The 26,982-nt window shown below is 73.6% G+C and carries 27 protein-coding genes and 1 pseudogene; 12 read left to right on the top strand and 16 right to left on the bottom strand.

From position 1 onward, the window contains the following. The 8 genes from AC2YHB_RS22945 to AC2YHB_RS22910 form a co-directional block, all read right to left on the bottom strand. A partial coding sequence (locus tag AC2YHB_RS22945) for an FAD-dependent oxidoreductase (RefSeq protein WP_487354681.1) occupies window positions 1-1,924 on the bottom strand: 1,924 nt, incomplete at its 3' end. A 1-nt stretch (window position 1,925) separates the two neighbouring features. After that, window positions 1,926-2,696, bottom strand: a complete 771-nt coding sequence (locus tag AC2YHB_RS22940; protein WP_487354680.1) for an anti-sigma factor — start codon at window positions 2,694-2,696, stop codon at window positions 1,926-1,928. Beyond that, window positions 2,693-3,298 (bottom strand): ECF RNA polymerase sigma factor SigK, encoded by a 606-nt coding sequence (gene sigK, locus AC2YHB_RS22935; RefSeq protein ID WP_487354679.1) that lies wholly within the window; start codon window positions 3,296-3,298, stop codon window positions 2,693-2,695. The genes AC2YHB_RS22940 and sigK overlap by 4 nt, the downstream gene beginning before the upstream one ends. A 41-nt stretch (window positions 3,299-3,339) precedes the next feature. Further along, window positions 3,340-4,017: a fasciclin domain-containing protein gene (locus AC2YHB_RS22930; protein ID WP_179648866.1), complete on the bottom strand. Its 678-nt coding sequence runs from the start codon at window positions 4,015-4,017 to the stop codon at window positions 3,340-3,342. Between the two features lie 101 nt (window positions 4,018-4,118). Beyond that, window positions 4,119-5,618, bottom strand: a complete 1,500-nt coding sequence (locus AC2YHB_RS22925) for a molybdopterin-dependent oxidoreductase (RefSeq protein ID WP_487354678.1) — start codon at window positions 5,616-5,618, stop codon at window positions 4,119-4,121. Window positions 5,619-5,660: 42 nt separating this feature from the next. Then, window positions 5,661-6,410 carry a hypothetical protein gene (locus tag AC2YHB_RS22920; protein ID WP_487354677.1) on the bottom strand — a complete coding sequence of 250 codons (750 nt, stop codon included), beginning with the start codon at window positions 6,408-6,410 and terminating at the stop codon, window positions 5,661-5,663. 53 nt (window positions 6,411-6,463) lie between these two features. After that, window positions 6,464-7,423, bottom strand: a complete 960-nt coding sequence (locus AC2YHB_RS22915) for a succinylglutamate desuccinylase/aspartoacylase family protein (protein WP_207008134.1) — start codon at window positions 7,421-7,423, stop codon at window positions 6,464-6,466. Next, the gene (locus AC2YHB_RS22910; protein WP_242530438.1) at window positions 7,410-7,922 is read right to left on the bottom strand and encodes an ATP-dependent zinc protease family protein; all 513 of its coding nucleotides are present in this window, start codon (window positions 7,920-7,922) and stop codon (window positions 7,410-7,412) included. The genes AC2YHB_RS22915 and AC2YHB_RS22910 overlap by 14 nt, the downstream gene beginning before the upstream one ends. A 46-nt stretch (window positions 7,923-7,968) precedes the next feature. Here AC2YHB_RS22910 and AC2YHB_RS22905 point away from each other — a divergent pair, with 46 nt between their 5' ends. Continuing rightward, window positions 7,969-9,156 (top strand): RimK family alpha-L-glutamate ligase, encoded by a 1,188-nt coding sequence (locus AC2YHB_RS22905; RefSeq protein WP_036543632.1) that lies wholly within the window; start codon window positions 7,969-7,971, stop codon window positions 9,154-9,156. A gap of 176 nt (window positions 9,157-9,332) precedes the next feature. After that, entirely contained in the window at window positions 9,333-10,094 is a 762-nt protein-coding gene (locus AC2YHB_RS22900) for an enoyl-CoA hydratase-related protein (protein ID WP_487354676.1), read from the top strand. A gap of 3 nt (window positions 10,095-10,097) precedes the next feature. Here the strand turns inward: AC2YHB_RS22900 and AC2YHB_RS22895 are convergent, their stop codons facing one another. Beyond that, on the bottom strand, window positions 10,098-10,682 hold the full coding sequence (locus AC2YHB_RS22895) for an LOG family protein (RefSeq protein WP_487354675.1): 585 nt from the start codon (window positions 10,680-10,682) through the stop codon (window positions 10,098-10,100). A gap of 9 nt (window positions 10,683-10,691) precedes the next feature. Further along, on the bottom strand, window positions 10,692-12,629 hold the full coding sequence (locus tag AC2YHB_RS22890) for an oxidoreductase (protein WP_487354674.1): 1,938 nt from the start codon (window positions 12,627-12,629) through the stop codon (window positions 10,692-10,694). A gap of 45 nt (window positions 12,630-12,674) precedes the next feature. Here AC2YHB_RS22890 and AC2YHB_RS22885 point away from each other — a divergent pair, with 45 nt between their 5' ends. Beyond that, window positions 12,675-13,565 (top strand): TIGR03619 family F420-dependent LLM class oxidoreductase, encoded by an 891-nt coding sequence (locus tag AC2YHB_RS22885; RefSeq protein WP_051932024.1) that lies wholly within the window; start codon window positions 12,675-12,677, stop codon window positions 13,563-13,565. Between the two features lie 5 nt (window positions 13,566-13,570). Here AC2YHB_RS22885 and AC2YHB_RS22880 read toward each other — a convergent pair whose 3' ends face one another. Continuing rightward, the gene (locus AC2YHB_RS22880; RefSeq protein ID WP_036543627.1) at window positions 13,571-14,191 is read right to left on the bottom strand and encodes a TetR/AcrR family transcriptional regulator; all 621 of its coding nucleotides are present in this window, start codon (window positions 14,189-14,191) and stop codon (window positions 13,571-13,573) included. A gap of 146 nt (window positions 14,192-14,337) precedes the next feature. On the opposite strand from AC2YHB_RS22880, the gene AC2YHB_RS22875 reads away from it, so the two are divergent. Genes AC2YHB_RS22875 through AC2YHB_RS22860 form a run of 4 tightly spaced genes read left to right on the top strand, consistent with a single transcriptional unit; the run spans window position 14,338 to window position 18,027 of the window. Further along, window positions 14,338-16,560 (top strand): HelD family protein, encoded by a 2,223-nt coding sequence (locus AC2YHB_RS22875; RefSeq protein ID WP_207008147.1) that lies wholly within the window; start codon window positions 14,338-14,340, stop codon window positions 16,558-16,560. A gap of 19 nt (window positions 16,561-16,579) precedes the next feature. Further along, complete coding sequence (locus AC2YHB_RS22870) at window positions 16,580-17,446, top strand: oxygenase MpaB family protein (RefSeq protein WP_487354673.1); 867 nt, start codon at window positions 16,580-16,582, stop codon at window positions 17,444-17,446. 9 nt (window positions 17,447-17,455) lie between these two features. Further along, window positions 17,456-17,677 carry a hypothetical protein gene (locus AC2YHB_RS22865; protein ID WP_051932021.1) on the top strand — a complete coding sequence of 74 codons (222 nt, stop codon included), beginning with the start codon at window positions 17,456-17,458 and terminating at the stop codon, window positions 17,675-17,677. Window positions 17,678-17,721: 44 nt separating this feature from the next. Continuing rightward, window positions 17,722-18,027 (top strand): hypothetical protein, encoded by a 306-nt coding sequence (locus tag AC2YHB_RS22860; protein WP_179648870.1) that lies wholly within the window; start codon window positions 17,722-17,724, stop codon window positions 18,025-18,027. A gap of 75 nt (window positions 18,028-18,102) precedes the next feature. On the opposite strand, the gene AC2YHB_RS22855 is transcribed toward AC2YHB_RS22860, so the two are convergent. Together AC2YHB_RS22855 and AC2YHB_RS22850 are read right to left on the bottom strand one after the other, a co-directional pair. Continuing rightward, on the bottom strand, window positions 18,103-18,501 hold the full coding sequence (locus AC2YHB_RS22855; RefSeq protein WP_179648871.1) for an arsenate reductase ArsC: 399 nt from the start codon (window positions 18,499-18,501) through the stop codon (window positions 18,103-18,105). Next, window positions 18,498-19,214 (bottom strand): aquaporin, encoded by a 717-nt coding sequence (locus tag AC2YHB_RS22850; protein WP_179648872.1) that lies wholly within the window; start codon window positions 19,212-19,214, stop codon window positions 18,498-18,500. Before AC2YHB_RS22850 ends, AC2YHB_RS22855 begins: the two co-directional genes overlap by 4 nt. 38 nt (window positions 19,215-19,252) lie before the next feature. Here AC2YHB_RS22850 and AC2YHB_RS22845 point away from each other — a divergent pair, with 38 nt between their 5' ends. Together AC2YHB_RS22845 and AC2YHB_RS22840 are read left to right on the top strand one after the other, a co-directional pair. After that, entirely contained in the window at window positions 19,253-19,951 is a 699-nt protein-coding gene (locus AC2YHB_RS22845; RefSeq protein WP_179648873.1) for an arsenate reductase/protein-tyrosine-phosphatase family protein, read from the top strand. 34 nt (window positions 19,952-19,985) lie between these two features. Next, window positions 19,986-20,810, top strand: a complete 825-nt coding sequence (locus AC2YHB_RS22840) for a sulfite exporter TauE/SafE family protein (protein WP_487354682.1) — start codon at window positions 19,986-19,988, stop codon at window positions 20,808-20,810. Window positions 20,811-21,098: 288 nt separating this feature from the next. Here the strand turns inward: AC2YHB_RS22840 and AC2YHB_RS22835 are convergent. Together AC2YHB_RS22835 and AC2YHB_RS22830 are read right to left on the bottom strand one after the other, a co-directional pair. Then, a pseudogene (locus tag AC2YHB_RS22835) lies at window positions 21,099-21,935 on the bottom strand (MFS transporter); the annotation flags it as partial. A gap of 49 nt (window positions 21,936-21,984) precedes the next feature. After that, complete coding sequence (locus tag AC2YHB_RS22830) at window positions 21,985-23,319, bottom strand: NAD(P)-binding domain-containing protein (RefSeq protein WP_487354672.1); 1,335 nt, start codon at window positions 23,317-23,319, stop codon at window positions 21,985-21,987. A gap of 93 nt (window positions 23,320-23,412) precedes the next feature. Between AC2YHB_RS22830 and AC2YHB_RS22825 the strand changes: the two genes are divergently transcribed. The 3 genes from AC2YHB_RS22825 to AC2YHB_RS22815 all read left to right on the top strand — a co-directional run bounded on the left by AC2YHB_RS22825 (window position 23,413) and on the right by AC2YHB_RS22815 (window position 25,594). After that, entirely contained in the window at window positions 23,413-23,772 is a 360-nt protein-coding gene (locus tag AC2YHB_RS22825; protein ID WP_036543612.1) for an ArsR/SmtB family transcription factor, read from the top strand. Window positions 23,773-23,948: 176 nt separating this feature from the next. Then, window positions 23,949-25,400 carry a fatty acid desaturase gene (locus AC2YHB_RS22820; RefSeq protein WP_179648876.1) on the top strand — a complete coding sequence of 484 codons (1,452 nt, stop codon included), beginning with the start codon at window positions 23,949-23,951 and terminating at the stop codon, window positions 25,398-25,400. Beyond that, a complete protein-coding gene (locus AC2YHB_RS22815) occupies window positions 25,400-25,594 on the top strand; it encodes a ferredoxin (RefSeq protein ID WP_036544220.1) in 195 nt (64 codons plus the stop codon). The genes AC2YHB_RS22820 and AC2YHB_RS22815 overlap by 1 nt, the downstream gene beginning before the upstream one ends. A gap of 140 nt (window positions 25,595-25,734) precedes the next feature. Here AC2YHB_RS22815 and AC2YHB_RS22810 read toward each other — a convergent pair whose 3' ends face one another. Beyond that, complete coding sequence (locus AC2YHB_RS22810; RefSeq protein ID WP_487354671.1) at window positions 25,735-26,970, bottom strand: PucR family transcriptional regulator; 1,236 nt, start codon at window positions 26,968-26,970, stop codon at window positions 25,735-25,737. Window positions 26,971-26,982 lie beyond the last annotated feature (12 nt).

Here is a 26,982-nt window from a genome sequence, read left to right as displayed (position 1 = left end):
CGCCGTCGGCGGTCCGGAGCCCGACGGCCAGCCGCAGCTGCCCGGTGGTGGCGTCCGGCGGCGGGGCGACCACCTCGTAGTGCCCGTCGGTGCCGTGGAACGGCGAGACGTACAGCGCCTTGTCCACCACGGCGCGCCCCCGTTCGTCGGTGTCGAGCAGGTAGGCGTGCCGCCCGCCGTAGGTGTTGTGCACCTCGACGACGGTGGCTGCGGGACGGCCGCTGCCCTCCCGGTCCCAGCACCAGTGGACCGTGATCGGGTTGAAGCAGTGGCCGAGCATTCGGGGTTGCGCAGCCATCAGCGCGCGGCCGCCCCGCAGGTCGATGCCGTGCGCGGCCAGGAAGCGGTCGAGGCCCTCGCGCACGGTGGTGGTGTCGCCGTCGAAGTGGTCGCGGCCCAGGAACCGGCCGCGACCACCCGGGACACGCCCGCGCTGGTCGACGGCGTCGAGGTCGACGACCCAGAGGCGGGTCCGGTGCTCGAAGCGGTTCTCGATCGGCTCGCGCCGCTGGTGCACCAGGGTGGTCCGGTAGGCTTGGACGGCCTTCCCGCCGCGGATCGTCGCGGCGGCCGGGTTCGGGCCTGCCGGGTCCTCTCCCGGCTTCCCGGCAGGCCCGGGCGCTGGGCCGCCCCACAGCAGGCCCAGTCGTTCGGTGGCGCGCAGCCCGGAGCGCGCGCCGTCCTCGTGGAAGCCCCACCCGTGGTACGCGCCGGCGAAGACGAGCCGGTCGCTGTCGATCTCCGGGAGCCGGCGCTGCGCGGCGACCGAGGACGGCGTGTAGAGCGGGTGCGCGTAGTCGCGGCGCACGATGACCGAGTCGGGGTCGACGAGGTCCTCCCCGCCGAGCGTCACGAGGTAGCGGGTGCCCGTGGGCAGGCGCTGCAGCCGGGTCATGTCGTAGGTGACGAGCAGGCCGGCGCGCTCGGCCGCGGGACGGCGGAAGTTCCACGACGCGTGGGCGTCCTCGGCGCGCGGCATCAGGCGGGCGTCGGTGTGCAGCAGGGCGGTGTTGGCGCTGTACGGGATGGCACCGAGCACCTCGCGCTGCGCGGCGGTCGGCTCGGCCAGCATCCCGAGCGCCTGCTCCGGGTGGGCGGCGACGACCACGGCGTCGTACACCTCGGGGCCGGCGGGGGTGACCACCTCGACCCCGCCGGTCGTCTCCCGGACGGAGACGACCGGCGCGCCGGTGCGGATGTCGCCGCCACGCCCCCTGACCGCGGCGGCGATCGCGTCGACGTAGGTGCGGGAGCCGCCGGTCACCGTCCGCCACCTCGGCGAGCCGAAGACCTGCAGCATCCCGTGGTGGGACAGGAACGAGAAGAGGTACGCCGCCGGGTAGTCCAGCGCCGTCTCCGGGTCGCACGACCACACCGCCGCCACCAGCGGCTCCATGAAGTGCCGCCGGAAGTACGGCGAGAAGCGGCCCCGGTCGAGGAAGGCGGCCAGGGTCGTCGGGTCGGCCGCCGGGTCCTCCGCCTCGGCGAGCAGCCGGCGGGCGCGCCGGTGGAAGCGTGGGACCTCGCGCAGCATCCGCAGGTAGGCGGGGTTGCGGTGGTTGCCCGCCCCGGCCGGGAAGATCCCGCGCCGGCCGAGCGCGCCGGCCCACTCCAGGCCGGTCACCTCGTCGCTGATCGACATCGACATCTCCGACTCCTGCGTCGGCACGCCGAGCTCGTCGAAGATCCGCAGCAGCACCGGGTAGGTGCGCCGGTTGTGCACGATGAAGCCGCTGTCGATGCGCAGGGTGCGCCCGGTCGCGTCGGTGACGTCGTGGGTGTCGGCGTGCCCGCCGAGCCGGTCGTCGGCCTCGAGGAGCGTGACGTGGGCGCCGTTGGCGGGGTCGGAGGCGACGTACGCCGCGGTGAGTCCGGCGACGCCGGAGCCCACCACGGCGATCCGCCGTGGTGTCGGGGTGGCCATGTCAGGCTGCCAGCTCGAAGACGGCGATGGGATCGGTGGTCGGGACGGACGAGCCCTCCTCTGGCTCCACCGTGATCCCGACCGCCTCCGCCTCGCTGGCGTCACCGTCGAGAAGGACCTTGTTGTCGGCCTCGTGCGGCATCAGCCCGGCCGGCACCATCGCGCCCTCGGCGTTCTGCAGCCACAGCTCGTAGACCTTGCCCGTCGGGGCGAGGGCCATGTCCTCGGTCTGGATCACGGCGCGACCCTCGCTGCGCGAGACCGTCACCGTGGCTCGGGAGCCGTCGGGGAACTCCTTCTCGACGCTCGTCGCGTCGGCGGCGGTGAGCACCCGGTCGATGGCAGACAGGTTCGGCTCGTCCGTCCGGTCGTCGGCCCACGGCCGCACCAGGGCGGTCCCCACCGCGAGCAGCAGCACCGCAGCGGCGGCGACCAGGAGCGGCGTCCGGGCCAAGCGTTGCACCAGCGAGCGGCGGGTACGACGGGCGGCGAGCTCGTCGCCGGGGGTCGGGGTGGCCGTGGGTGCGGTCTCGGACGTGACCGGCGGGAGCGGACGGATCGACGCGATGCCGGCGAGGACGGAGTCCCGCACCGAGCTCGGGGGCTCGACCGGGTCGGTGCCGAGCAGGGCGGCCGCCTCCTGGAGGCTGGCCACCTCCTCGCGGCAGTCGGCGCACGTGGCGAGGTGGGCCTCGAAGCGGGCCCGCTCGTCGGCGTCGAGGGCATCGACGGCGTACGCGCCGGAGAGCGCGTGCTGGTCGTGATCGGTCATCGTCCTACTCCGATCGAGTCGCGCAGCCTGATCAGGCCGTCACGGATCCTTGTCTTCGCGGTCCCGACCGGTAGGTCGAGGAGGGCGGCCACCTCCGTGTGGGTGTAGCCGCCGAAGTACGCCAGCTCGATCGCTTCGCGCTGGACGTCGGTGAGGTGGTCGAGGGCGGCGCGGACCCGCCGCGCCTCCAGCGACGCGTGCGCCGCCTCGGCGGTCACGTCGTGGTCGGGCACCTGGTTGCGCTGCTCGTAGGCGACGTCGCGCCGGGTGGCGGCCTCGGCGCTGCGGACCCGGTCGACCGCCTTGCGGTGCGCGATCGTCATCAGCCACGCCAGCGCGCTGCCGCGCGCGTCGTCGTACCGGCTGGCCTGGCGCCAGACCTCGAGGAACACCTCCTGGGTGACCTCCTCGGCCTGGGCCCGGTCGCGGACGACCCGCAGCACGAGTCCGTGGACACGGGCCGACGTGGAGTCGTACAGGGTGGCGAACGCGGCCTGATCGCCGCGGGCGGACCGCTTCAGCAGGGCCGCCAGGTCGGCGACCGCGCCGGCCGGCGCCCCCTCGTGGGGAGCGCCGGCCGGGTTGCCGGGGACCGGATCCATGGTGCTGATCCTTCCGGAGGAGAGGTGGTCCTGACGAGGGGTCACTTGACCCCGGTCAGCACCTTGTCGATCACGTAGACGGTCGCGTTGGCGGTCGGGATGTTGCCGCACAGCACGTTGGCGGTGACGGTGCCGTCGGAGACGGTCATGCCGGACTCCGGGTCACCGGCGACGGTCAGCTTGTCGCCCGCGAGGGTGTCCTGCTTGCCGGCCACGGCGTCGGCCTTCTCGTTGGCGCCGACCACGTGGTGGGCGAGGATCTTGTAGAGGGCGCTCTTGTCGCCCTTCTCCTTGCCCTCCATGACCAGGCCGTTGAGGTCGGCCTCCGGGATCTCGGCGAAGGCGTCGTTGTACGGCGCGAACACGGTCAGCGCCTCGGCGCCGTTGAGGGTGTCGGCGAGGCCGTCGATGCTGGTGACGGCGGTGACCAGGGTGCTGAGCAGCGGGTTGTTGCTCGCGGCCGTGGCGACCGGGTCCTTGACCATGCCGTCGAAGGAGCCCTTGCCGGAGGTCGGGATCGCCGAGCAGCCGGGACCGAAGGTCTCCGCGCCGGCGCCCTCGGCCATCGGGCTGTCGGAGGAGTCCGACGACTGCGAGGACGTGTCGTCGGAGCCGCTGGTGGGCTCGTCGTCCTCGCTGCTGCACGCGGCGAAGGTGGCGCTCATGGCCAGGATCGCGATGCCGGCGCCGGCGGAGCGGCGGATCTTCTGGAGCTTCATGGTGGTGCCTTCCGTAGGGGGCGTTGGTGTGTCGTCGGGGGTGATTCGGTGCCGGTTCGGGCCCGGATTGCCCGGAAGTACGGTCTTTTTCGAGGTGCGCGTCACTTCACGGTGACGAGGAGCTCGTGGATGCCGCTGGCGCCGTTCGGGAACGGCTCGGCGCGGACGGCGGTCTGGGGCTCGCCGTCGCCGGAGACGGCGCGCACGGCGATCCGGTGCGACCCGGACTTCGCCGGCCACTTGTGGAACCACTGCCGCCAGTAGTCGTCGCCACCGTCCGGCCCGAGCTGCGCGTCCTCCCAGCCGCCGCCGTCGATGCGCACCTGCACCTTCGCGATCCCGCCGCGCTCCTGCGCCCAGGCGACCCCGCCGATGATCACGTCGCCGGGGTCAAGCTGCGCCAGCGCCTTGGGGGTGTCGATGCGCGCGGAGATCTTGATCGGGGCGTCCGTGGCCCAGTCCCGCTCCGTCCAGTAGGCCTTCTGGTCGTCGTACGTCGTCAGGGTGAGCCGGGTGACCCACTTGGTCGCGCTGATGAATCCGTAGAGGCCCGGGATGACCATCCGCACCGGGAAGCCGTGCTCGCGGGGCAGCTGCTCGCCGTTCATGCCGACGGCGAGGATCGCGTCGCGCCCGTCGGTGGCGAGGTCGAGCGGGGTGCTGATCGTCATCCCGTCGAAGTCCGTCGAGAGGATCTGGTCTGCCTTCGTGCGGTCGATGCCGGCGAGGTCGAGCACGTCGGTCAGTCGGACGCCGAGCCAGCGGGCCCCGCCGACGTACGGGCCGCCGACGCTGTTGGAGACGCAGGTCAGCGTGATGTCGCGCTCGATCATCGGCATGTCGAGCAGCTCGTCGAAGGTCAGCGTGACCTCCTTCTCGACGTCGCCGTCGATGGTCAGCGTCCACTCCTCGCTGCTGACCACGGGCGTGTCGAGGCGGGTGTCGACGCGGTAGAAGTCCTTGTTCGGGGTGCGGAACCTCGTGATGCCGGGGACCTGGTCGTCGAGGCCGCGCGGCAGCGCCTTCGCGGGCTCGGCGGGCGTCGGCAGGGCGATGTCCTCCGGCCGGGTCCGCAGCGAGGTGACCACCCGGCCGCCGAGGCCGCCGACCGCCGCTGCGGCGGTCAGTGCCGCGCCGGTCAGCAGCAGGGTGCGCCGGCTCCCGTCGGCCGCCGCCTGCTGGTGGGTCCGGGCCAGCAGGCGGAGGGCGACCGGCCCGATGACGGCGGCGACCAGGCTCGGGATGAGGTCGAGGGGCTCGGCGCTGGGCCGGCTCAGGGCGGCCACCGCGGCGATGGCCACGAGGGCGAGCAGGATGCCGGCACCGAGGGCCAGCCGGCGGCGGGCGACCAGGCCGGCCACCGCGGCGAGCAGGAGGACGCCGGCCAGCACGGAGCCGACGAGGATCGTCTTGTCGGCGCTCCCGAACTGCCGGATCGCCCATTCCTTCATCGGGGTGGGGGTCAGGTCGATCACGGTCGACCCGACGGCCAGCACCGGCGAGGCGGCAGGGTCGGTCAGGGCGGCGGCGAGGTGGGCGAGGCCCACGGCGACCAGGGTCGCCAGGACGCCGTACGCGGCCCAGGGGAGTCGTGCCTTCATGGGGGTTGTTCGGTGCGGACCCCCCTGGCGGATCGGTGCGGCTCAGCAGCGCTCGACGACGACCGGCGTCGCCGACTCCGTGACGCACACCGTGCCGAGGTCCTCGGCCACCAGCCGCGGGTCGAGGTCGTCCGTGCCGCCGCCCTCACCGGGGCCGCTGACCGCCCAGCGGTAGAGCCGGTACTGGTCCGGCCTGCCGGTCGCGACGCGGGTGAAGGCCTGTCCGGCCGCGTCGAACCAGGTCCGGCGCGTCCCTCCGTCGGGGGTGAAGCCGCCACCGAGGTCGGGGTCGCCGGGCGTCGGGGTGGCGGGCACCAGCCTGCCGGCGCGGATCACGTACACCGTCAGCCGTGTGGAGTCGCCGCCCTCGTGGCCCACGACCCAGCCGGCGCCCGCCTGGCCGAGCTCAAGCTGCAGGTCGAGGAGGTACGGCGTGTCCGCGTCCTCCGGGATCGTCGCCGTGACCACGTCGGGGCCGTTGCGGACCTGCAGCAGGTCGCGGCCGCCACGCTCGACGAGCTCGGCGGTGATCCCGGTGCCGTCGTCGGCGACGGTGGGGGAGCCCGCCCGGAGCTCGGCGACCTGCGCCTCGGTGAAGATCGCGACCAGGTCCGCGGGCCCCTCGACCGTGGGCGCCTGCGTCACCTGCGTCGCCTGCTCGCTGGCCGGGGTGGAGGCCTGCGGGGGCGACGGGTCGGGCGCGGCGGCGGGCTCGTCGCCGCAGCCGACGAGGCCGAGCAGGGCGAGGGACACGACGGCGGTGAGGGCGGCAGGGCCGAGAGTGCTCTTCATGCCGGGGTGGACGCGCGAGCTCGCCCGCCGGTTGGCAACGCGTGCCGGCGAGCTCAGACCGGGGTCGCCACGTGGACGAGCGCGTCGCCCGCGTTGACGATCGGTGCCCGGGTCAGGCCGATCACGATGCCGGGACGGTCCGCGTGCACGAGGCGCACCCGGCGGCCGAAGGTGTCGGACAGCCCGCCGAGGCGCTGGCCCTCCTCGACCCACTCGCCGAGGTGGACGTCGAGGTGCAGGATGCCGGTGCCGCGCGCGCGGACCCAGCTGCTCGCCCGGGCCTCGACCACCTCGACGGGGGCCTCGGTCGCCGGCTCGTCGTCGATCATGCCGAGCGAGGCGAGCACCCGTCGTACACCACGGACGCCGACGGCGATCGCGTCCTCGTCGAAGCGCAGCGCCTCACCGGCCTCGTAGAGCAGCACCGTCGCGCCGCGGTCGCGCGCGGCCTGGCGCAGCGAGCCGTCGCGCAGCCGGGCGTGCAGCATCACGGGCGCACCGAACGCCTCGGCCAGCCCACGGGTGCGGGGGTCGTCGAGGTCGGCGCGGATCTGCGGCAGGTTGGCGCGCCGGTCGGCCGCGGTGTGGAGGTCGAGGCCGACGTCGCACTTGCTGACGACCTCGGTCATGAACAGGTGCGCGATCCGGCTGGCGAGCGAGCCACGGGCCGAGCCGGGGAAGGACCGGTTGAGGTCGCGGCGGTCCGGCAGGTAGCGGTCGCCGGTCATGAAGCCCAGCACGTTGACGACGGGTACGGCGACCAGCGTGCCCCGGAAGGTACGGGCCGACAGCGTCGCCATCGCCTGGCGGATCACCTCGACCCCCATCACCTCGTCGCCGTGGATCGCCGCGTTCACCCACACGGTCGGGCCGTCCTCGCGGCCGTGCACGACACGGACCGGCAGGCTCACGTCGCCACCGGTGACCAGCCGCGTGATCGGGAGCTCGACCTCCTTGGTCGAGCCGGCGCGGACCCGGACGTTGCCGATCGCGAAGGACTCACGCAGTGCCACGCGTGCTCCCTCCCGTCGCGACGCCGCGGTTCTTGCGGCGGACCTTCCGCGGCGGCCGGCCGCCGAGATAGGAGTGCCCGGAGTCGACGACGAAGCCCTGGCGCAGTGCCTCGCGGCCGACGAGCATCCGGAAGCCCATCTCGTCGCGGCGGGTCAGGGTCACCTCGGTCGTGATGGTGCGGCCGAGCAGCTCGAGCTCGGTGAGGACCACGAACCGCTCCTGGGTGTGGCCCGTGGAGCTCCGGATCGTCCGGCGGTCGTGGACCGGGCACTCGACGTACACGGCGTCGTCGGCCGAGCGCTGCCACGGGTGCACGGAGAACCGGACCCAGGTGGCGCCGTCGCGCTCGAAGCGGGTGAGGTCGAACGCGTGCAGCGCGGAGGTGCGCGCACCGGTGTCGAGCTTCGCCTTCACCGGCCCCACCCCGAGCGCCGGGAGCCGGACCCACTCTCGCCAGCCGGCGACCACCGGCGTGCTGCTTGAATGGGAGCTGACCACGTCACCATCCAATCAGGTCCCATCCGCCAGTCCGATCAGGTCGGGAATGAAGCTCGCGATCCTCTCCCGCGCTCCGCGGTCCTACAGCACGCAGCGCCTCCGCACGGCAGCCCTCGACCGGGGCCACCAGGTGAAGGTGCTCAACACCCTCCGCTTCGCCATCGACCTCTCCGGGGACGAGCCGGATCTGCAGTTCCGCGGCAAGCAGCTCTCCGACTACGACGCCGTGCTGCCGCGGATCGGCAACTCGATCACGTACTTCGGCACCGCCGTCGTGCGGCAGTTCGAGCAGATGGACGTCTACACGCCGTGCACCGCCAACGGCATCTCGAACTCGCGCGACAAGCTGCGCGCCTCGCAGATCCTGTCGCGGCACAACATCGGCATGCCGGCGACCACCTTCGTGCGCGACCGGGCCGACGTGATCCCCGCGATCGAGCGGGTCGGCGGTGCGCCCGTCGTGATCAAACTGCTCGAGGGCACCCAGGGCATCGGCGTCATCCTCGCGCCCAGCATCAAGGTCGCCGAGGCGATCATCGAGACCCTGCAGAGCACCAAGCAGCAGGTGCTGATCCAGCGCTTCGTCAAGGAGAGCCGCGGCCGCGACATCCGCGCGCTCGTCGTCGGCGACCGGGTCGTCGCCGCGATGCGCCGGGTCGCCCAGGGCGACGAGTTCCGCTCCAACGTGCACCGCGGCGGCAGCGTCGAGCCGGTCGAGCTCGACGAGGACGCCGAGCGGATCGCCGTACGGGCCGCGCAGATCATGGGCCTCAAGGTCGCCGGCGTCGACATGCTCGAGGCCGACGAGGGCCCGCTGGTCATGGAGGTCAACTCGTCCCCGGGCCTCGAGGGCATCGAGCAGGCCACCAAGCTCGACGTCGCCGGCGCGATCATCGACTACATCGACAACCAGGTCGCCTTCCCCCAGATCGACGTCCGCGAGCGGCTGTCCGTCTCGACCGGGTACGGCGTCGCCGAGCTCGTCGTCCACGGCGACGCCGACCTCGTCGGCAAGTCCATCGGCGACTCCGGCCTGCGCGACCGCGACATCACCGTGCTGACCCTGCACCGCGGCACGATCGTCATCCCGAACCCCTTCCCGCACCACGTGCTGGAGGCCGAGGACCGGCTGCTGTGCTTCGGCAAGCTGGAGGAGATGCGGTCGATGATCCCGGCGCGGCGGAAGCGGACCCGGGTGAAGAAGCTGCCGAAGAAGCCGATTCATTCCGACTAGCCGAGCGTGTCGCCGATCGCGGGCTGCGGACGGACCCTCCGGGCCCGCCCTTGCCCGCGATGCGCTGCGCGCGGGGCGCCACGCTGCCGGCTCGCGGTCGAGGCGGGCGACACCAGCGCTCGCCTGGCGGCAAGACGCCGGAGCGGTGACGGAGCGCGTCCGGTTGAATGCATCTCATGACTGACGCACCTGCGGAGCTCGTCCACCTCGACGTCGCCGACGGCGTCGCGACGATCACGCTCGACTCGCCCCACAACCGCAACGCCCTCTCCCGCCAGCTCGTCACCGAGCTGGTCGCCCACCTCACCACGGTGGACGCGGCGGACGACGTGCGCGTGGTGCTGCTGAAGTCGTCGGGCCGGGTCTTCTGCTCGGGCGCGGACCTCTCGGAGGCCTCGACCGTCCCGATGCAGGAGGGGGCGCGGGCGATCGTCGGCGTGCAGCGCCAGATCGTGGCGCTCTCGAAGCCCGTGGTGACCGTCGTCGAGGGTGCGGCGCGGGCCGGCGGCATCGGGATCGTGGCCGCCTCCGACGTGGTCGTCGTCGCCGAGGACGCCACCTTCGCGCTGACCGAGGTCAAGCTCGGCCTCACCCCGGCCGTCATCTCGCTGACGGTCTTCCCCCGGCTCACGCCGCGCGGGCTCGCGTGGACGGCGCTGGGGGGCGAGGTGTTCACGGGCGCGGAGGCGGTGGACTACGGGCTCGCCACCTTCGCCGTACCGGCCGGTGACCTCCAGGCCAGGGTCGACGACGTCGTCGCCAAGATCGCCACGGGCGCGGCCCAGGGCCTGCGCGAGACGAAGAGGCTCGTCGGCGCCGAGCTGCTCGAGCGGATCGACGCGAAGGGCGAGGAGCTCGTCGAGCTCAGCGCCCGGCTGTTCGGGTCCGACGAGGCCCGCGAGGCGATGACGGCCTTCCTCAGCCGCAAGAAGGGTTGAGGTTCAGGTCCCGCTGAGCTTGTCGACGTACGCCGCGCCGGCCCGGTCCGCGAGGCCGGCCAGCGCGGCGTCGAGGTCGTCGGTGACGACGGCGTCGTCGAGCACCGCCTGGCGGACGAAGCCGGCGTCGACGAGGCCCTGGAGCGCGCCGAGCAGGGGCTGCCAGAACCCGCCCACGTCGTAGAAGCACACCGGGTCGGCGTGGAAGCCGAGCTGGCGCCAGCTCCAGACCTCGACGATCTCCTCGAGCGTGCCGATGCCGCCGGGGAGGCAGAGGAAGCCGTCGGCGAGCTCGGCCATCAGCGCCTTGCGCTCGTGCATGGTCTCGACGACGTGCAGCTCGGTCAGGTCGTTGCGACCCCACTCGCGCTCGACCATGCTGCGCGGGATCACGCCGACGACCTTGCCGCCCGCGTCGAGCGCACCCTGCGAGACCGCGCCCATCAGGCCGTGCCCGCCGGCGCCGTACACGAGGCCGAGGCCGCGCTCCGCGAGACCGCGCCCGACGTCGTACGCCGCGTCCACGAGCGCCGGGTCGTTGCCGGGCGCGGATCCGCAGAAGACGGCGATCCGCCGCAGGGTGGTCATGGCCCGAGGTTAGAGCGAGGCCACGAGCTCGGCCGCGGCAGCGGTCGCGCCGCGGATCAGGCCGAGCCCGTTCGCGTCCCCGACGGTCCGTACGTCGACGGCGGGCAGCTCCCGCGCCAGCTCCTCGGCCAGGGCTCGGTCGGCGACCACCTCGCCCGCGAGCACGACCGTGTCGGCGGGCAGCTCCCGAGGGGTGCCGTGGGCGGGCGTCCAAGCGACGCCGGTCGGCGTGATCGCGGAGACCGTGCAGCCGACGTGGCTGGTGATCCCGAGCCGGTCGAACCGGTCCATGTGCTCCTTGCGCCGCTTGGACCCGAACTCGGGCGCGAGCTCGGGGCCGGTCGTCAGCAGCGCGACCAGCGCGCCCTCGCCGGCCAGCGTCTCGGCGAGCTCGACGGCCGCGCCCCGCCCGCCGACGACCACCACCCGGCGTCCGGCGACGGGTGCGGCGGTGTCGATGCCGTGACGGACGTGCGGCAGGTCGGCGCCCGGCAGGTCGGGCAGCTCCACGCGGCCGCCGGTGGCCACGACCACCAGGTCGGGGTCGAGCGCCCGCACGACGGCGGCGTCGGCCGGCGCCGCCAGCCGCACGGAGACCGACGACGCGGCGACCTCGGCGAGCAGCCAGTCCAGGTAGGGCCGGTTCTCCTCGTGCACGACCGAGGCGTCGCACAGGGCGCCACCGAGGCGGTCGCTGGCCTCCAGCAGCGTGACGTCGTGGCCCGCGGCCGACGCGCGGACCGCCGTCTCCAGGCCGGCCGGTCCGCCCCCGACCACGACCACCCGGCGGCCCGCGGCCGCCGGGGCGTGCGTGGGAGCCCGGTCCAGGTCGTGCCCGGTCAGCGGGTTCACCGCGCACTCGGTCGACAGCTTCTCCTCGAGGGTGTCGATGCAGTTCTCGCACGAGATGCACCGGCGCACCCGCGCCGCACCGCCGCCCCAGCCGCCCAGCTTGCGCGGCAGGTCGGGGTCGGCGAGCAGCGGCCGGCCGAGCGCGACGAAGTCGGCCCGGCCCTCGGCCAGCACCCTCTCCGCCAGCGCGGGGTCGTGCAGCCGCCCGACCGCGATGACCGGTACGTCGACGACCTCCCGCACCGCAGCGGCGCCGCCGACGTTGAGCCCGTCGCCGTCGTCGGCCGCGTTGACCATCCCGGTCACCAGCCGGTCGATGACGCCGCCGCTGACGTGGAAGGCGTCGACCCCGGCCTCGACCAGCAAGGGCGCCATGGCGGCGGTGTCCCAGACCGGCCGGCCGGCGGCGACCCGCTCGTAGCCGGAGATCCGCAGCGTCAGGGGGAAGTCCGCCCCGACCTCCGAGCGGATCGCGGCGAGCGCCTCGAGCACCACGCGGATCCGGCCCTCCACCGACGTGCCGCGGTAGCGGTCGCCGCGCCGGTTGCGCTGCGGGGCCAGGAACGAGCCGAGGAACATGTACCCGTGCGCGGCGTGGAGCTCCAGGCCGTCGTACCCGGCCTCGCGGACGCGGACGACCGCCGCGCGGAACTGGTCGAGGACCGCCGCGATCTGCTCCTTCGTCGCCTCGGCGGACGGCCGTCCGGTGAGGTACGACGGGATCACGGACGGTCCGAGCGAGGTGACGCCGAACATCTCCGGACCCAGCCCGTCCGGGCCGGCGTGCACGACCTGCGGCTGGATCCGGGCGCCGTGCGCGTGGACCGCCTCGACCAGGCGTCGGTGGGCGGCCACGGCCGCATCGGTGCCGATCTGCAGCCCGCCGGGCGTCTCGGGGTGCTGCGGGTCGATCCCGGTCGCGCCGACGGTGACCAGCCCCGCGCCGCCTTCCGCGCGGCGGGCGAAGTGGGCGACCGTCCGGTCCGAGGGGTGGCCCTCCGGCGTGCCGTACATCGTCTCCATCGGCGACATGACGATCCGGTTGCGCAGCTCCATCGAGCCGATCCGGCCGGGCGCGAGCAGGTGGGAGAACACGCGATGAGGCTAGAACCTGTTCTATTTCCTGACTAGGGTCAGCCCGTGGACTTCGCGATGGTGACCGCCTACCAGCCGATCGACCAGCTGGTGGCGCTCGCGCGCGCCGCCGAGGAGGCCGGCTTCCGCGCGCTGAGCATCGCCGACCACGTGGTCGACCTCGAGACGGTGCGCACGCCCTACCCGTACACCCCGACCGGCGAGCGCCGCTGGACGCCCGACGTCGACTGGCCGGACCCGTGGGTCACCGTCGGCGCGCTCAGTCAGGTGACCACGCGGCTGGAGTTCTTCACCTCGATCTACGTCGCCGCGATGCGCAACCCGTTCGTCGTCGCGAAGGCCGTCGGTACGGCGGCCGCCCTGTCCGGGGGCCGGGTCGCCCTCGGCGTGGGGGTGGGCTGGTGCCGGGAGGAGTTCGAGCTCCTCGAGCAGGAGTTCGCGACCCGCGGCCGTCGCACCGACGAGGCGCTCGACCTGATGAAGGCGCTCTGGACACCGGGCTGGACGGAGTTCTGCGGCGAGTTCTACAGCTGCGAGCGGCTCGCCATGAGACCCGAGCCGCCCGGTCCGGTGCCGGTGTGGGTCGGCGGCCTGTCCGACGTCGCGATGCGCCGGGCCGCGCGCCACGACGGCTGGGTGGGGGACATGGCGACGGTCGACGAGGCGATCGCGATCGCGGAGCGCCTCCGGGAGCTGCGCGTCGAGGCCGGCCGCGACCCGGGCGAGCCCTTCGACGTCGTACCGGCGCTCACGGACGCGCTCGCGCCCGAGGACTTCCTGCGCGCCGCCGAGGGCGGCGTCACGATGTGCATGACGATGCCGTGGATGTACTACGTCGGCCAGCACGCCCCGCTGGAGGACAAGCTCGCCGCCGTCCGACGCTTCGGTGACGAGGTCATCGCGCCGGTCCGACAGCTGGCGGGCCTCGAGACCTAGCCCGCCTAGCCCTCCAGGTAGGCCGTCAGCATCGTCACCATCGCCTGGTGCGCCCGGTCGATGTCGACGTGGGTGCCGAGCAGCTGCTCGTTGCGCAGGCTGCGCAGCATCGCCGGCATCACCTCGGACATGGCCGTCCGCCGCTCCTCGTCGAGGCCCTCCAGGCCGTCGAAGAAGTGGACGAACGCCAGCGAGGCGAGCTCGTCGAGGCGGCGGATCGACGCGGCCGTGCGCGGATGGGTCTCCGCGAGCACGTCGAGCGGGCGCGGGAGCGCCCAGCGCATCGTCTCCACGCTGACGGCGTACGGCGACTCGAGCACTGCGCGGTAGAGCTCGGCGATCTCGGCGACCCGTCCGGCGATGGTCGTGCTCGTCGGCTTCGCCCAGAGCTCCGGGCCCACCTCGGCGACCTGGTCGGCGACCGCGGACCAGAAGCCGTCGGAGTCCCCGAAGAGGTTCTGGACCGAGCCCCAGCTGAGGCCAGCCTCCTTGGCGACGAGGTTGATCGAGACGGACTCGGGCTTCCCCTCGCCCAGCAGGCGCAGGGCCGTGGACAGGAGCTGCTCCCGGGCCGCCACTCCTCGGCGGTTCGGCTTGCGTGTCGATGCTGCTGGCGTCGTTGTCATCTAGCCCCCCTAGCTGCGATGCCTCCCACCATCTAAGCACCCTTCTCAGCCCTGTAGAGTTGACTGCTTGCTGCGCGGGACCGAGCGGGACCAAGGTCCCCCGGGCGGCAGATCGGACAACGGAGCGGACGGCAGGGGTCACGTCGGTGGCAGACGAGCTGGTGGAGCGCGAGGTCGCGGCAGAGCAGGCCTTCGTCGACCGGGTCTACCGGCAGCTGGGTGAGGCCGGGAAGGCCGCACAGCAGCTGGCGAAGGAGGGGCACTCGCGCGGCCGGATGGGCCACGAGGGCGGCCTCGTGGAGCGCGACGCGATGGTCTTCCAGGCGGCGAAGCGGATCGCGCAGCTCGACGCCGCGCAGGAGGGCCTCGTCTTCGGGCGCCTGGACCTCGACGCGACCGTCGACGCCGAGCCGCGCTACGTCGGCCGGATCGGCCTGCGCGACGACAACCGCGACTCGCTCCTCATCGACTGGCGCGCCCCGGCGGCCGCGGTCTTCTACCAGGCGACGGCGGCCGAGCCGCACTCCGTCATCCGGCGCCGGGTGCTGCGCAGCGCCGGCCAGCGGGTCGTCGGCGTCGAGGACGAGCTGCTCGACGCGGAGGCGCTGAGCGCCGCCGAGGAGCAGGGCCGCGACCTGCCCATCGTCGGCGAGGGCGCGCTCATGGCGCAGCTCTCCCGCGCCCGCGACCGCTCCATGCACTCGATCGTGGCGACCATCCAGGCCGAGCAGGACAAGGCGATCCGCGCCCCCTCCAAGGGCGTCGTGAGCATCTCCGGTGGTCCCGGCACGGGCAAGACGGTGGTCGCGCTGCACCGGGCGGCGTACCTCCTCTACACCGACCGCCAGCGCTACGAGCGCGGCGGCGTGCTCGTGGTCGGCCCGTCCGGCGTCTTCATGCGCTACATCGAGCGCGTCCTGCCCTCGCTGGGCGAGACCGCCGTCGCGCTGCGCAGCCTCGGCGAGGTCGTCGACGACGTCCGGGCGACCCGCCACGACGAGCCGGCCGTCGCCGACGTCAAGGGCTCGGAGCGGATGGCCGAGGTGATGCGCCGGACCGCGCGCCAGCAGGTGCCGGGCAGCCCGCGCGAGTACCGCGTCTTCTGGCGCGACGACCGCCTCGTCCTCGACCGCGGCCGGCTCGGCCAGATCCGCCGCCAGCTGATGTCGCAGGGCCTGCGCAACAAGCAGCTGCCGCGCGTCTCCAACGCGCTGCTCGACGCGATGTGGCGCCAGGTCCGCGGCGAGCGCGGCCGCGAGCAGGGCCGCGAGAAGTTCAACGACGAGATGCTCTCGCGCCAGGACTTCCTCGACTTCGCCCACGGCTGGTGGCCGCCGCTCGACGCGCCCACCGTGCTGTGCTGGCTGCGCGACCCGGAGTTCGTCTCGCGGGTCGCCGACGGCGTGCTCTCGCCCGAGGAGCAGCGCCTCGTCGCCAAGTCGTGGAGCCACCTCGACCCCGAGCGCCCGATCGGCCCCCAGATCTCGATCGAGGACGTCCCGCTGCTCGACGAGCTGCGCTACGCCCTCGGCGACGTGCCGCAGAAGGCCGACGACGAGCGCGACGACCCGCTCGCGGTCATCGAGGGCGCGGTCAACGTGCAGGAGCTGATCACCGCCTCCGACCGCGAGTTCGCCACCGGCCCGGCCTGGCGGGCGCCGGTCAGCAGCATCGAGGACGACGGCTACGCCCACGTGCTCATCGACGAGGCGCAGGACCTGACGCCGATGCAGTGGCGGATGGTCGGCCGCCGCGGCCGTACGGCGTCCTGGACCATCGTCGGCGACCCCGCCCAGTCCTCGTGGCCGGCCCCCGCCGAGGCGGCCGCCGCGCGGGCTGCGGCGCTGGAGCGCAAGCAGCTGCACGAGTTCCACCTGTCCACGAACTACCGCAACTCCGCGGAGATCTACGCCCACGCGGCGGCCTACGCGGAGCGGGTCGGCCTCGGCGCCGACCTCCCGGACGCCGTGCGCCGCACCGGCGAGGAGCCGAAGGAGGTCGTCCTGCCGGCCGGCGGCGACCTCGAGTCGGCGACGCGCGAGGCCGTGCTGGAGCTGGCCGGCCGGGTCTCCGGCACCGTCGGCATCGTGGTCCCCGTCGCCCGCCGCTCCGAGGTCAACGCCTGGCTGGCGTCCTGGCCCGAGCTCGCCGACGACGCCCCCGGCGCCCGCGCCTCGGTCGACTCCTCGGTCACTCCCTCCGGGGAGGACCGCGTCGTCGTCCTGACCGGCCTGGACACCAAGGGACTCGAGTTCGACGGCATCGTCGTGGTCCGGCCGCAGGAGATCGAGGACGAGTCCGCGACCGGACGGGCGACCCTGTACGTCGTGCTCACGCGGGCGACGCAGCTGCTCACGACCATTTCCTGACCCCCGGCACACTGGGGGGATGACGGATCTCTCCGGTCTGCGCGACCGGCTCGGGGGCGCGATCTTCCACCGCGTCGCCGGGCCCGCCGGTGCGCGGCACCGCGACCGGATCCACCACACGCCGGGACCGCGGTGGTTCGAGCCGGGCAGCCCGATCGCGCAGGTGCACGGGGACGCCGCCATGTTCGTCGGCGGCATCCGGGCGCTGCTGCTGCAGAGCCTCCATCCGGCGGCGATGCGGGCGGTCTCCGAGCACTCCGGCTACCGCGGCGACATGTGGGGCCGGCTCGCCCGCACCAGCCGCTTCCTCGCCGTCACCACCTTCGGCACCGCAGCCGACGCGCAGCAGGCGGTGGACGCGGTGCGGGCGATCCACGACCGGATCACCGGCACGATGGCCGACGGGTCGTCGTACGCCGCGTCCGACCCGCACCTGCTGCTGTGGGTGCACGTCGCGGAGGTCGACAGCTTCCTGCGCGCGCACCAGGCCTACGGCGCCGAGCCGCTGGACCAGGCGGGCCGCGACCGGTACGTCGCGCAGACCGCGGAGGTCGCCCGGCGGCTCGGTGTCCTCGACCCGCCGACGACCGAGGCCGGGCTCGCCGACGTCCTCGCCGGCTTCCGGCCCGAGCTCCGCGGGACGCCCGAGGCGCGCGAGGCGGTCGGCTACGTCCTGCTGAGGCCGCCGCTCCCGCTGCTGGCCCGACCCGCCTACGGGGTGCTCGCCGCAGCCGCCGTCGGGCTGATGCCGGCGTGGACCCGCGTCCCCCTGCGGCTGCCGTGGCTCCCGGTCGCGGAGCGGACCGTCGTCCGCGTGCTCGGTGGTGCGGCGGTCGGGACCATCCGCTGGGCGATGTCCGCGCCGGCGCCGCCCCCTGCGGCGTAGCCTTTCCGCATGGACCCGGAGGATGACGAGTCGACCGCGTGGGAGCGGGGTGACCACCTGCCCACCGACGCGCGGCGGATGGGCCTGAGCCCGCTCGTGCCCGACGGCGCGATCCTCGAGTTCGCCGGCTCCCTCGACAGCTCGAAGCTCTCGCACCGCCTCGTCGCCTGGGTGCTGCTCGTGGCGTTCACGCTGCCGGTGCTGTTCACGGTGCTGCGCCTGCTGGGCTGAGCCGTTCCCGTGTGAACGGGCCTGCCGTCGGTGAGGATGGGCGCGTGCACGTCTACATCCGCCCCGCCCAGCGCTTCCTCTCCTGCCAGGTCTGCGCGTGCCTCGTCTTCTCCCAGCGCGAGATCAAGATGACCACGACCGGGATGACCTTCATGGACCTCGACTGGCTGAACAGGTCCGCCGACGGGGCGATCTGCGTGCGCTGCGGGTTCGTCCACACGTTCATGGGCGACGCCCACCAGTGGGTCGCGCCGGAGGACGTGAAGGAGGGCGACCTGCCCGAGGACCCGCTCGCGGGTACGTCGATGCCGGTCAGCCCCGACGACCTGCGTGGTGGCCTGCTCGGCTGAGGTCGCCTGCCCGAGTCGTGTGCCTGGCACAGCGGACATGCGCTGCCTCGGGCACACGACCCGCCTGCGGGGAGCTCAGCCCACCAGCTCGGCGACCAGCGCCTCCACCCGTCCGCGGATCTCGTCGCGGATCGGCCGCACGGCCTCGATGCCCTGCCCGGCCGGGTCGTCGAGCACCCAGTCCTCGTAGCGCTTGCCCGGGAAGTAGGGGCACTCGTCGCCGCAGCCCATCGTGATCACGACGTCGGCCTCCTGGACGGCCGACGTCGTGAGCACCTTGGGCTGCTCGGACGCGATGTCGATGCCCTCCTCGGCCATCGCGGCGACCGCGACCCGGTTGACCTGGTCGGCGGGCTGGGAGCCGGCCGAGAGGACCTCGACCCGGTCACCCGCGAGGTGCTGGAGGTAGCCGGCGGCCATCTGGGAGCGGCCGGCGTTGTGGACGCAGACGAAGAGCACGGTGGGACGGGTCATCGGGACTCCTGGGTGACGGACGGGACCGGCGGTGCGGACGGGTGCAGCAGGCGTACGACGAGTAGGCCCGCCAGGCCGCCGAGGACCTGCATCGCCACGAAGGCGGGGACGGACGACGGGGCGATCCCGGCGAACGTGTCGGAGAGGGTCCGGGCGAGGGTCACGGCCGGGTTGGCGAAGCTGGTCGAGCTGGTGAACCAGTACGCCGCGGCGATGTAGCCGCCGACGGCGTACGCGACCGTCTCGACCCGCTCCGAGCGCAGCGCACCGAAGACGACCAGCACGAGGCCGAGCGTGGCGACCACCTCGGCGACCAGGAGGCCGGACCCGGTGCGGTCGTGGCCGGAGACCTCGACGGCGGGCAGCTCGAACATCAGGTTGGCGACGACGGCCCCGAGCGCGCCGCCCGCGAGCTGGGCGGCCACCAGCGCGCCCGCCTCGGTCGGCCGCACCCGCCCCAGGCCGGCCTCGACCAGGGTGACGACCGGGTTGAAGGACGCCGACACCGGCTGGAACGCGATGATCAGGGCGACCAGGGCGGCGCCCGTCGCGAGGCTGTTCTCGAGCAGCTGCAGCCCGGTGTCGCCCGGTGAGAGCCGCTGCGCGGCGATGCCGGATCCCACTACCGTGGCGACGAGGAAGGCCGTGCCGAGCAGCTCGGCCAGCAGGCGGCGCGACAGTCGGTGGGGTGCGGGAGTGCTCACGGCAGACATCTTGACGATCCGGAGATTACTCAGTCAACATTGAGGCAATGAACGCTGAGCGAACTGCCACGCTGCAGCAGCGCGCCGCCGTGTACGCCGCGCTCGCGGACCCGACCCGGCTGCAGGTGGTCGATGTGCTCACCGTCGGCGACGCGGCGTCCTCGGAGCTGTCCTCCCGACTGGGGACCCCGTCGAACCTGCTCGCCCACCACCTGAAGATCCTCGAGGGCGCCGGTGTGGTCGAGCGGCGCCGCTCGGAGGGTGACCGCCGGCGCAGCTACTGGCGGCTGGTCCACGGTGTCGTCGGCACGCTCGTCGGCCCGCTCACCGGGCCGGCGCTCAAGGCGCCCGGGCGGGTCGTCTTCGTCTGCACCGCCAACACGGCGCGCTCCCACCTCGCCGCCGCGCTCTGGCGGGCGACGAGCGACATCCCGGTGACCTCCGCGGGCACCCACCCCGGCGACCGCATCGCGCGAGGAGCGCTCGCGACGGCCGGCCGGCACGGTCTGGACCTCCCCGACATCGCCCCGCGGCGGCTGGACGAGATCGGCCGGCCGCCCCGTGGTGGCGACCTGCTCATCACCGTGTGCGACCGGGCGCACGAGGACCTCGCCGGGGCGGACGACCTGCACTGGTCGGTCCCGGACCCGGCGGCCGGCGGCACCCGCGCCGCCTTCGACCGTGTGCACGACGAGCTCGCCGACCGGATCCGGGTCACGACGCCACTGCTCCGCCGGGCGTCCTGAGCCCGCTGCGCCGGTCCGCCAGACTGACCCGGTGATGACGGGCGAGGAACCAGCGGCACCGGTCCGCGGGCGTCGTGACGGGGTCGCGTGGCCGCTGGCCGCGGGCGCCGCCATCGGCGTGCTGGGTGGCCTGATCGGCCTCGGCGGGGCGGAGTTCCGGCTCCCGCTGCTGATGGCGCTCTTCGGGTTCGCCGCACTGCAGGCCGTGATCGTCAACAAGGCGATGAGCCTCGTGGTCGTCGTCGCTGCCCTTCCGGCGCGCGCCTTCGCGGTCCCGTGGGGCGATGTGGCCGACCACTGGTGGATCGTGGTCAACCTGCTGGCGGGTTCGCTCGTCGGGGCCTGGCTCGCTGCCGGGTGGGCCGTCCGGTTGCACGCCCGCGCGCTCCACCGCACCCTGGCGGCATTGCTGGTCGTGATCGCCGTGGTCCTGGCGGGCACCCACTACGCCGAGCTCGGCACCCTGGACCTGCCCGTCGTCGTACGTGCCGTCGCCGGCGTGGTCGCGGGCGTGCTGATCGGGATGGTCGCCGCGTTCATGGGCGTCGCGGGCGGGGAGCTGCTGATCCCGACGATCGTCCTGCTCTTCGGGGTCGACATCCGGCTGGCCGGCAGCCTCTCACTCCTGGTCTCGCTGCCCACCATGCTGGTCGGCTTCGCCCGCTACAGCCGGGACAGCTCGTTCGAGGTGCTCCGCGGCAACCTCAGGTTCGTGCTGCTGATGGGTGCCGGGTCCGTCGCGGGTGCCGTCGTCGGCGGCGCGCTGCTGCCGTACGTCGCCGGGCCCGCCCTCATCGGCGCCCTGGCGCTGATCCTGCTCGCCTCGGCCGTCAAGGTGTGGCGTCACGCGGACGGCTGAGCCCCCGCCTGCGGTCGCCGCCAGGCCGGCACTCGCCAGCGCGAGGAGCCCGAGCACGGCGAACAGCGCCGGGTGGCTGCCGGTCCAGGCCGCCACCGCGGCGCCGAAGGCCGGCGACAGGGCGGCCGCGACGCCGAGGGGCGCGTTGTAGACGCCGTTGAGGGCGGCGTACCGCTCCGTGCCCCAGTGCTCGCTGACGACCGTCGCGCTGACGAGGGTGAACAGGCCGCGGGCGGCGCCGCTGAGGACGGCCACGGCGACGAGGAGCGCGGCGGGGCCGGGGACGGCGGCCAGCAGGAGGAGGCTCGCCGCGAGCACGCCGATCACCAGCACGGCCCGGCCGTGCGGTCCGAGCCGGCGGTCGAGCCGCGGGTAGAGCAGTCGCCCGCCGACCTGCCCGGCGCCGCTCAGGCCGAGTGCCCAGGCGGCGAGCTGCACGTCGAGCCCGCGGTCGAGGAGCAGCGGGACGAGGTGGACGAGCGAGGTGTACATCGCGAGCGAGGCCAGCGCCCCGGAGGCCGTGACCACCACGAACGTCCGGCTGGTCAGGATCGTGCGGTCGGTGGCCCGCGCCGATGCCGGGCCCGGGCCGGTCGCGGGCCGCCACGGCCGGGCGAGCCCGACGGCGTGCGCGGGCCCGGTGGCCAGCAGGACGCCCGCCAGGACGCCGTACGCGCCGCGCCAGCCGAGCTGGTCGCCCAGGACCGCGGTGAGCGGGGCGAAGACGGTCGAGGCGAAGCCCGCCACGAGGGTCAGCGCGGTGATCGCGCGCACCCGGTGGGCGCCGTACCACTCGGTCAGGGCGGCGAAGGCCGGCGCGTAGAAGGTGCCCGCGCTCGCCGCCCCGGCGAGCAGCCAGCCGGCGACGAACACCGGGAGGGCCGGCGCCGCCGCGACCACCACCATCGCCGCCGCGCCGAGGACACTGCCGGTCGTCATGACCAGGCGTGGCCCGCGGCGCTGCAGGAGCCGCCCGGCGACGATGCCCGCGACGGCGCCGAACAGGCTGCCGGCCGAGAACGCCGTCGTGACCGCGGTTGTCGACCAGCCGGTGTCCTCGGCGATCGCGGGGGAGAGGACGGTGAAGGCGTAGTAGAGGACGCCGTACGCGACGGTGACCGTCACGCACAGCGTGACCAGCACCCGGCGCGCGCCGGCGTCCTCCACGGGACCCTCAGGCGCCGACAGGAGCCCGGCCGATCTCGAGGAGCTCGGTCGGTGCGGCGACCGCGGGTGCGCAGCAACCGCCACCGGCGCTCTCCGGGTCGTCGAACACGCCGGCCCCGCCGCACACGCCGGTGTCGGGCAGGACCAGCTCGACCCGGGCCGCGGCCTCGTGGTCGCCCGCGAGGGCCGCCACGACGCTGCGCACCTGCTCGTAGCCGGTGAGCGCCAGGAAGGTCGGCGCCCGGCCGTAGGACTTCATGCCCACGAGGTAGAGGTCGGTCTCGGGCTGCGCGAGGTCCGCGGCGCCGGTGGCCTGCACCGACCCGCAGGAGTGGATGTTGGGGTCGATCTCCGCGGCGATCCGCCGCGGTGCCTCGAGGGTCGGGTCGAGGTCGAGGCGCAGCTCCGAGAGGAACGAGAGGTCCGGCCGGAAGCCGGTCAGCACGACGACGGTGTCGGCGGCCGGGAGCTCGCGCCCGTCCTCGCCGACCAGCACCGCCCGCTCGCCCTCGCGACGCACCTCCGCCGTCCGGAAGCCGGTCACGAGCTCGACCGCACCGGACTCCACCCCCCGCCTCGCCCGCTGGCCGAGCGCCCCGCGCTCGGGGAGCTGGTCGGCAGCGCCGCCGCCGAAGGTGCCGTCGCCGACCACCCGGCGGATCGCCCAGGTGACCCGCGTGCCGGGGTGCTCCTGCGCGACCTGCACCAGCTCGTGGATCGCGTTGAACGCCGAATCGCCGGCGCCGACGACCACGGTGTGCCGGCCGGCGTAGCGCTCGGGCGCCGACCGGTCGGGGACCTGGTAGGCGATGAGGTCCGCGGCCGCGCGCTCGCCGAGGGCCGGTACGCCGTCGGCGCCGGCCGGGCTGGGGCGGCGCCACGTGCCCGAGGCGTCGATGACCGCGCGGGCCTCCAGCCGCGACTCGCGCCCGAGCGCGTCGCTCACGTGCACGGTGAAGGGCTGCTCGGCCCGGTCGGCGTCGACCAGCCGGTCGCGGCCCTTGCGGGACACCGCGATCACCCGGGCGTCGTACCGCACCCGGTCGCCGAGGGCGGTGGCCAGCGGCGCGAGGTAGCGCTCGATCCACGCGGCGCCGGTCGGGTGGCCGGACTCCGGGCGCTGCCAGCCGGTGGGCTCGAGCAGGCGCGCGGCCGCGGCGTCGACCAGCTCGGGCCAGGCCGAGAACAGCCGGACGTGCCCCCACTCGGCCACCGCCGAGGCGGGTCCGGCGCCGGCCTCGAGCACGAGCGGCTCCAGGCCGCGCTCGAGCAAATGCGCCGCCGCGGCGAGGCCCTGCGGACCGGCGCCGATCACGACGACGGGGAGGGTGCTGTCGTTCATCTCGTCATTCCACCATTCGTATAGACGTTTGTCGATGGGTCAGATCCTGACCAACGCATCGACAAATGTCAATGGATGAGTCAGAATGGGCGCATGCCCTCCCCGCTGCCGGTCCTCCAGCCCGACGAGCTCGCCGCCTGCTGCTCGCCGGTCACCGCCGGGGTGGTGTCCGACGACGCCGCGGAAGCGCTGGCGCGGATGTTCAAGGCGCTCGGCGACCCGACCCGCGTGAAGCTGCTGTCGATGATCGCCGCGGCGCCCGGGGGCGAGGCGTGCATCTGCGACATGACCGAGCCGGTCGGCCTCAGCCAGCCCACCGTGTCGCACCACATGAAGCTGCTCGTCGAGGCGGGCCTGGCCACCCGCGAGCAGCGCGGCCGGTGGGCCTACTACCGAGTCGCGCCGGAGGTGCTGCGCGCCCTGGCCAGCGCCCTGTCGCCGATCGCCGGCTGAGCCCAGGGGCTGCCCTCGGGCGGCACGCCGACCTGCGGCTCGACGCGTCGTGTTGTGCAGGCTGCCAATGACCATAACTCAACTTGTGCAGCACGCCCGAGACCCGGGAGGGCCTCCGGAAGCACCCTTGAGGGGTACCAGCGACGCAGTGGTCGCACCACCCGAGGAGGCATCCGATGGCGAAGTACGCAACACAAGGAGCTGACGGCCAGACCGTCGCGTGGCGCGACAAGAAGCGCTATCTGTGGGTCCTGGGACTCGTGGTCCCGCTGACCCCCATCGTCGGGATCGGCCTCTTCGAGGCGACCGACCACGCCCTCTTCTTCTGGCTGACGCCGGTCGTCTTCTTCGGGATCATCCCGCTGATCGACCTCGTCGCCGGGTACGACGACACGAACCCGCCCGACGACGTGATCGAGGCGCTCGAGAACGACAAGTACTACCGCTGGGTGACCTACCTCTACCTGCCGGTCCAGTACGGCGGCTTCGTCGCCGCGATCTGGTATCTCGCCACGACCGACATGTCGGTGCTCGCCAAGGTCGGCCTCGCGATCTCGGTCGGCGTCGTCGGCGGCGTCGCGATCAACACCGCCCACGAGCTGGGCCACAAGCGCGAGTCGGTCGAGCGCTGGGCGTCCAAGATCGCCCTCGCCCAGACCTTCTACGGCCACTTCTACATCGAGCACAACCGCGGCCACCACGTCCGGGTCGCGACCCCCGAGGACCCCGCCAGCGCCCGGATGGGCGAGAGCGTCTACCGCTTCTGGCCGCGGACCGTCGCCGGCTCGCTGAAGAGCTCGTGGGAGCTCGAGGCCAAGCGCTACCAGCGCAAGGGCACCCACCCGTTCCACCTCGGCAACGACGTGCTCAACGCCTGGCTGATGACCGTCGCGCTGTGGGGCGGCCTGATGCTCTGGCTCGGGCTCGCGTACGACGTCAACCCGCTCTCGCTGCTGCCCTATCTCGTGCTGCAGGCCGTCGTCGGGTTCTCCCTGCTCGAGGTCGTCAACTACATGGAGCACTACGGCATGGTCCGGCAGAAGGTCGGCACCCCGGGCAAGATGCGCTACGAGCGGGTCACCCCGGCGCACTCGTGGAACTCCAACAACATCGCGACCAACGTGCTGCTCTACCACCTGCAGCGCCACAGTGACCACCACGCGAACCCGACGCGTCGCTACCAGACGCTGCGCGACTTCAAGGACGCCCCGGTCCTGCCGACCGGCTACACCGGCATGATCGTCGTCGCGATGTTCCCGCCGGCCTTCCGGGCCCTCATGGACAAGCGGGTCATCGCCCACTACGACGGTGACCTGCGCCTGGCCAACCTCCACCCGGCGAAGCGCGAGAAGCTGCTGCGCACGTACCCCGTCCCCGCCGAGAAGCTCGCCGCCGAGGCCGGGCTCCGCGCCGACACCAGCGCCCACGAGTTCGAGGGCGAGGTGCTCGCCGCGCAGTGCCCGGGCTGCCAGTACACCTACGAGGTCGCCGAGGGCAACGAGCTCGAGGGCTTCGCCGCCGGCACCGCCTGGAAGGACATCCCGGACGACTGGTGCTGCCCCGACTGCGGCGTCCGCGAGAAGGTCGACTTCAAGGCCGTCGAGCCCCGTCACAAGGTCGGTGCGTGATGCACATCGTCGCGGACCTCGGGAAGTGCGAGGGCCTGGGGATGTGCGAGTCCATGGCCAACGACTACTTCGAGGTCGACGAGGACGAGGAGCTGGTCACCGTGCTCGACGCGAACCCGCCGGAGTCCGACCGGGCCCACGTGTACGCCGCCGTCCAGGCCTGCCCCGTGCTGGCCCTGACCCTCGAGGGCTGACCCCGCCCTCGACCTCCCGAACCACTGGGGACGTGCTCACCTGCCGGGCACGTCCCCAGTGCCGTCCCCGGTGGTCGAGGAGGTTGCGCAGCAACCGTCGCGAGACCCCGGCCCCGGGACGGCGACCGTGCCGGTCAGGCTCACGCGCCGCGGTCTCGGTGGAACAGCTCGTGGTGTCGCAGCGCCGTCGCGAGCTCGGGGCTGATCTTCGCCACCGGGCGGCCGAGCAGCTCCTCGGCCTGGCCGAGCCGGTAGCGGATCGTGTTGCGGTGGACGACCAGCGCCCGGGCGGCCTCCTCGGCGCTGCCGCCGCTGCCCAGGAAGGCGGTCAGGGTCTCGCGGATGCGGGCCATCGCCTCGTCGTCGCCGACGAGCGGGCCCAGCTGGCGGGCCATGAACCGGTCGACCTCCGGCGAGCAGCCGAGCAGCACGGGGAGCTCCACCTCGTCGTACCGGGTCAGCCAGGTGGTGTCGCCGGGGGCGGCGACGCGCAGGGCGCCCAGCGCCTCGCGGTGGCTGGCGACGAGACCGGCGATGCCGCTCGTCGAGGTCCCGACCCCGACGCAGGTGTCGACGCGGGCGGCCGAGGCGTTGGCCCCCGCGAGGCCGTCGAGGTCGAGCGGGTCGCGGGTGCCGATCCACATCCACAGCTGGCGGCCACCGGGCTTGACGATGAGCGGGTTGCTGGCCCCGACGGCGCGGACCAGGTCGGCGGCGAGGGTCTCCAGGCCGCCGGCTCGCTCGGCGTCGGCGACCGACAGCACGAACGCCGTGTGGTGGACCGAGATCGGGTAGCCGCCGAGGGCCGAGGACGCCTCGCGGGCGTCGGTCAGCTCGCCGGCGAGGATCGCCTTCACCGACTCGTAGCGCTGGGCCGCGGCGCCGGCGAGCACCCGGCTGCGGGCGCCCTGGTAGATCTCGATCGACGCGCTGATCGACCTGTCGAGCCAGACGCCGGCGCGGTTCCAGAAGTACATGAGCAGGTCCGCGCGGTCGAAGTCGCTCGGCGGCAGGTCCTTGATGACCTCGCTGACGTAGTCCCAGACCTCCTGCTGCGCGACCCGGTAGAACTGGATCAGCAGCTCGAGCGGGATCTGCAGGTCGGCGACCAGCGTGGACAGCCGCTCCGCGGCGTCGACCAGGTGGAAGTGCTGCGCCGGCTGCGCGAAGTCGGCGAGGAAGGCCACCCAGTGCTCGCGGACGGTGATCCGCAGCAGCTCGTCGAGGCCGTCGAAGGCGCGGATGTCGGGCATCTCGGTGAGGATCGCGTTGGTGACCCGGTCGACCCACGCGTCGACCTGTGCCGGCTGGGCCTGCTCGGCGACGTAGGCCAGGAGCCAGGGCTCGATCCCGTTGGGCACGCCGTCGTTGCTCACGCGCCCAGACTA

The sequence above is a fragment of the Nocardioides sp. SRI_004 genome (assembly GCF_057586415.1).
This window is presented reverse-complemented; position numbering and strand designations above follow the sequence as displayed.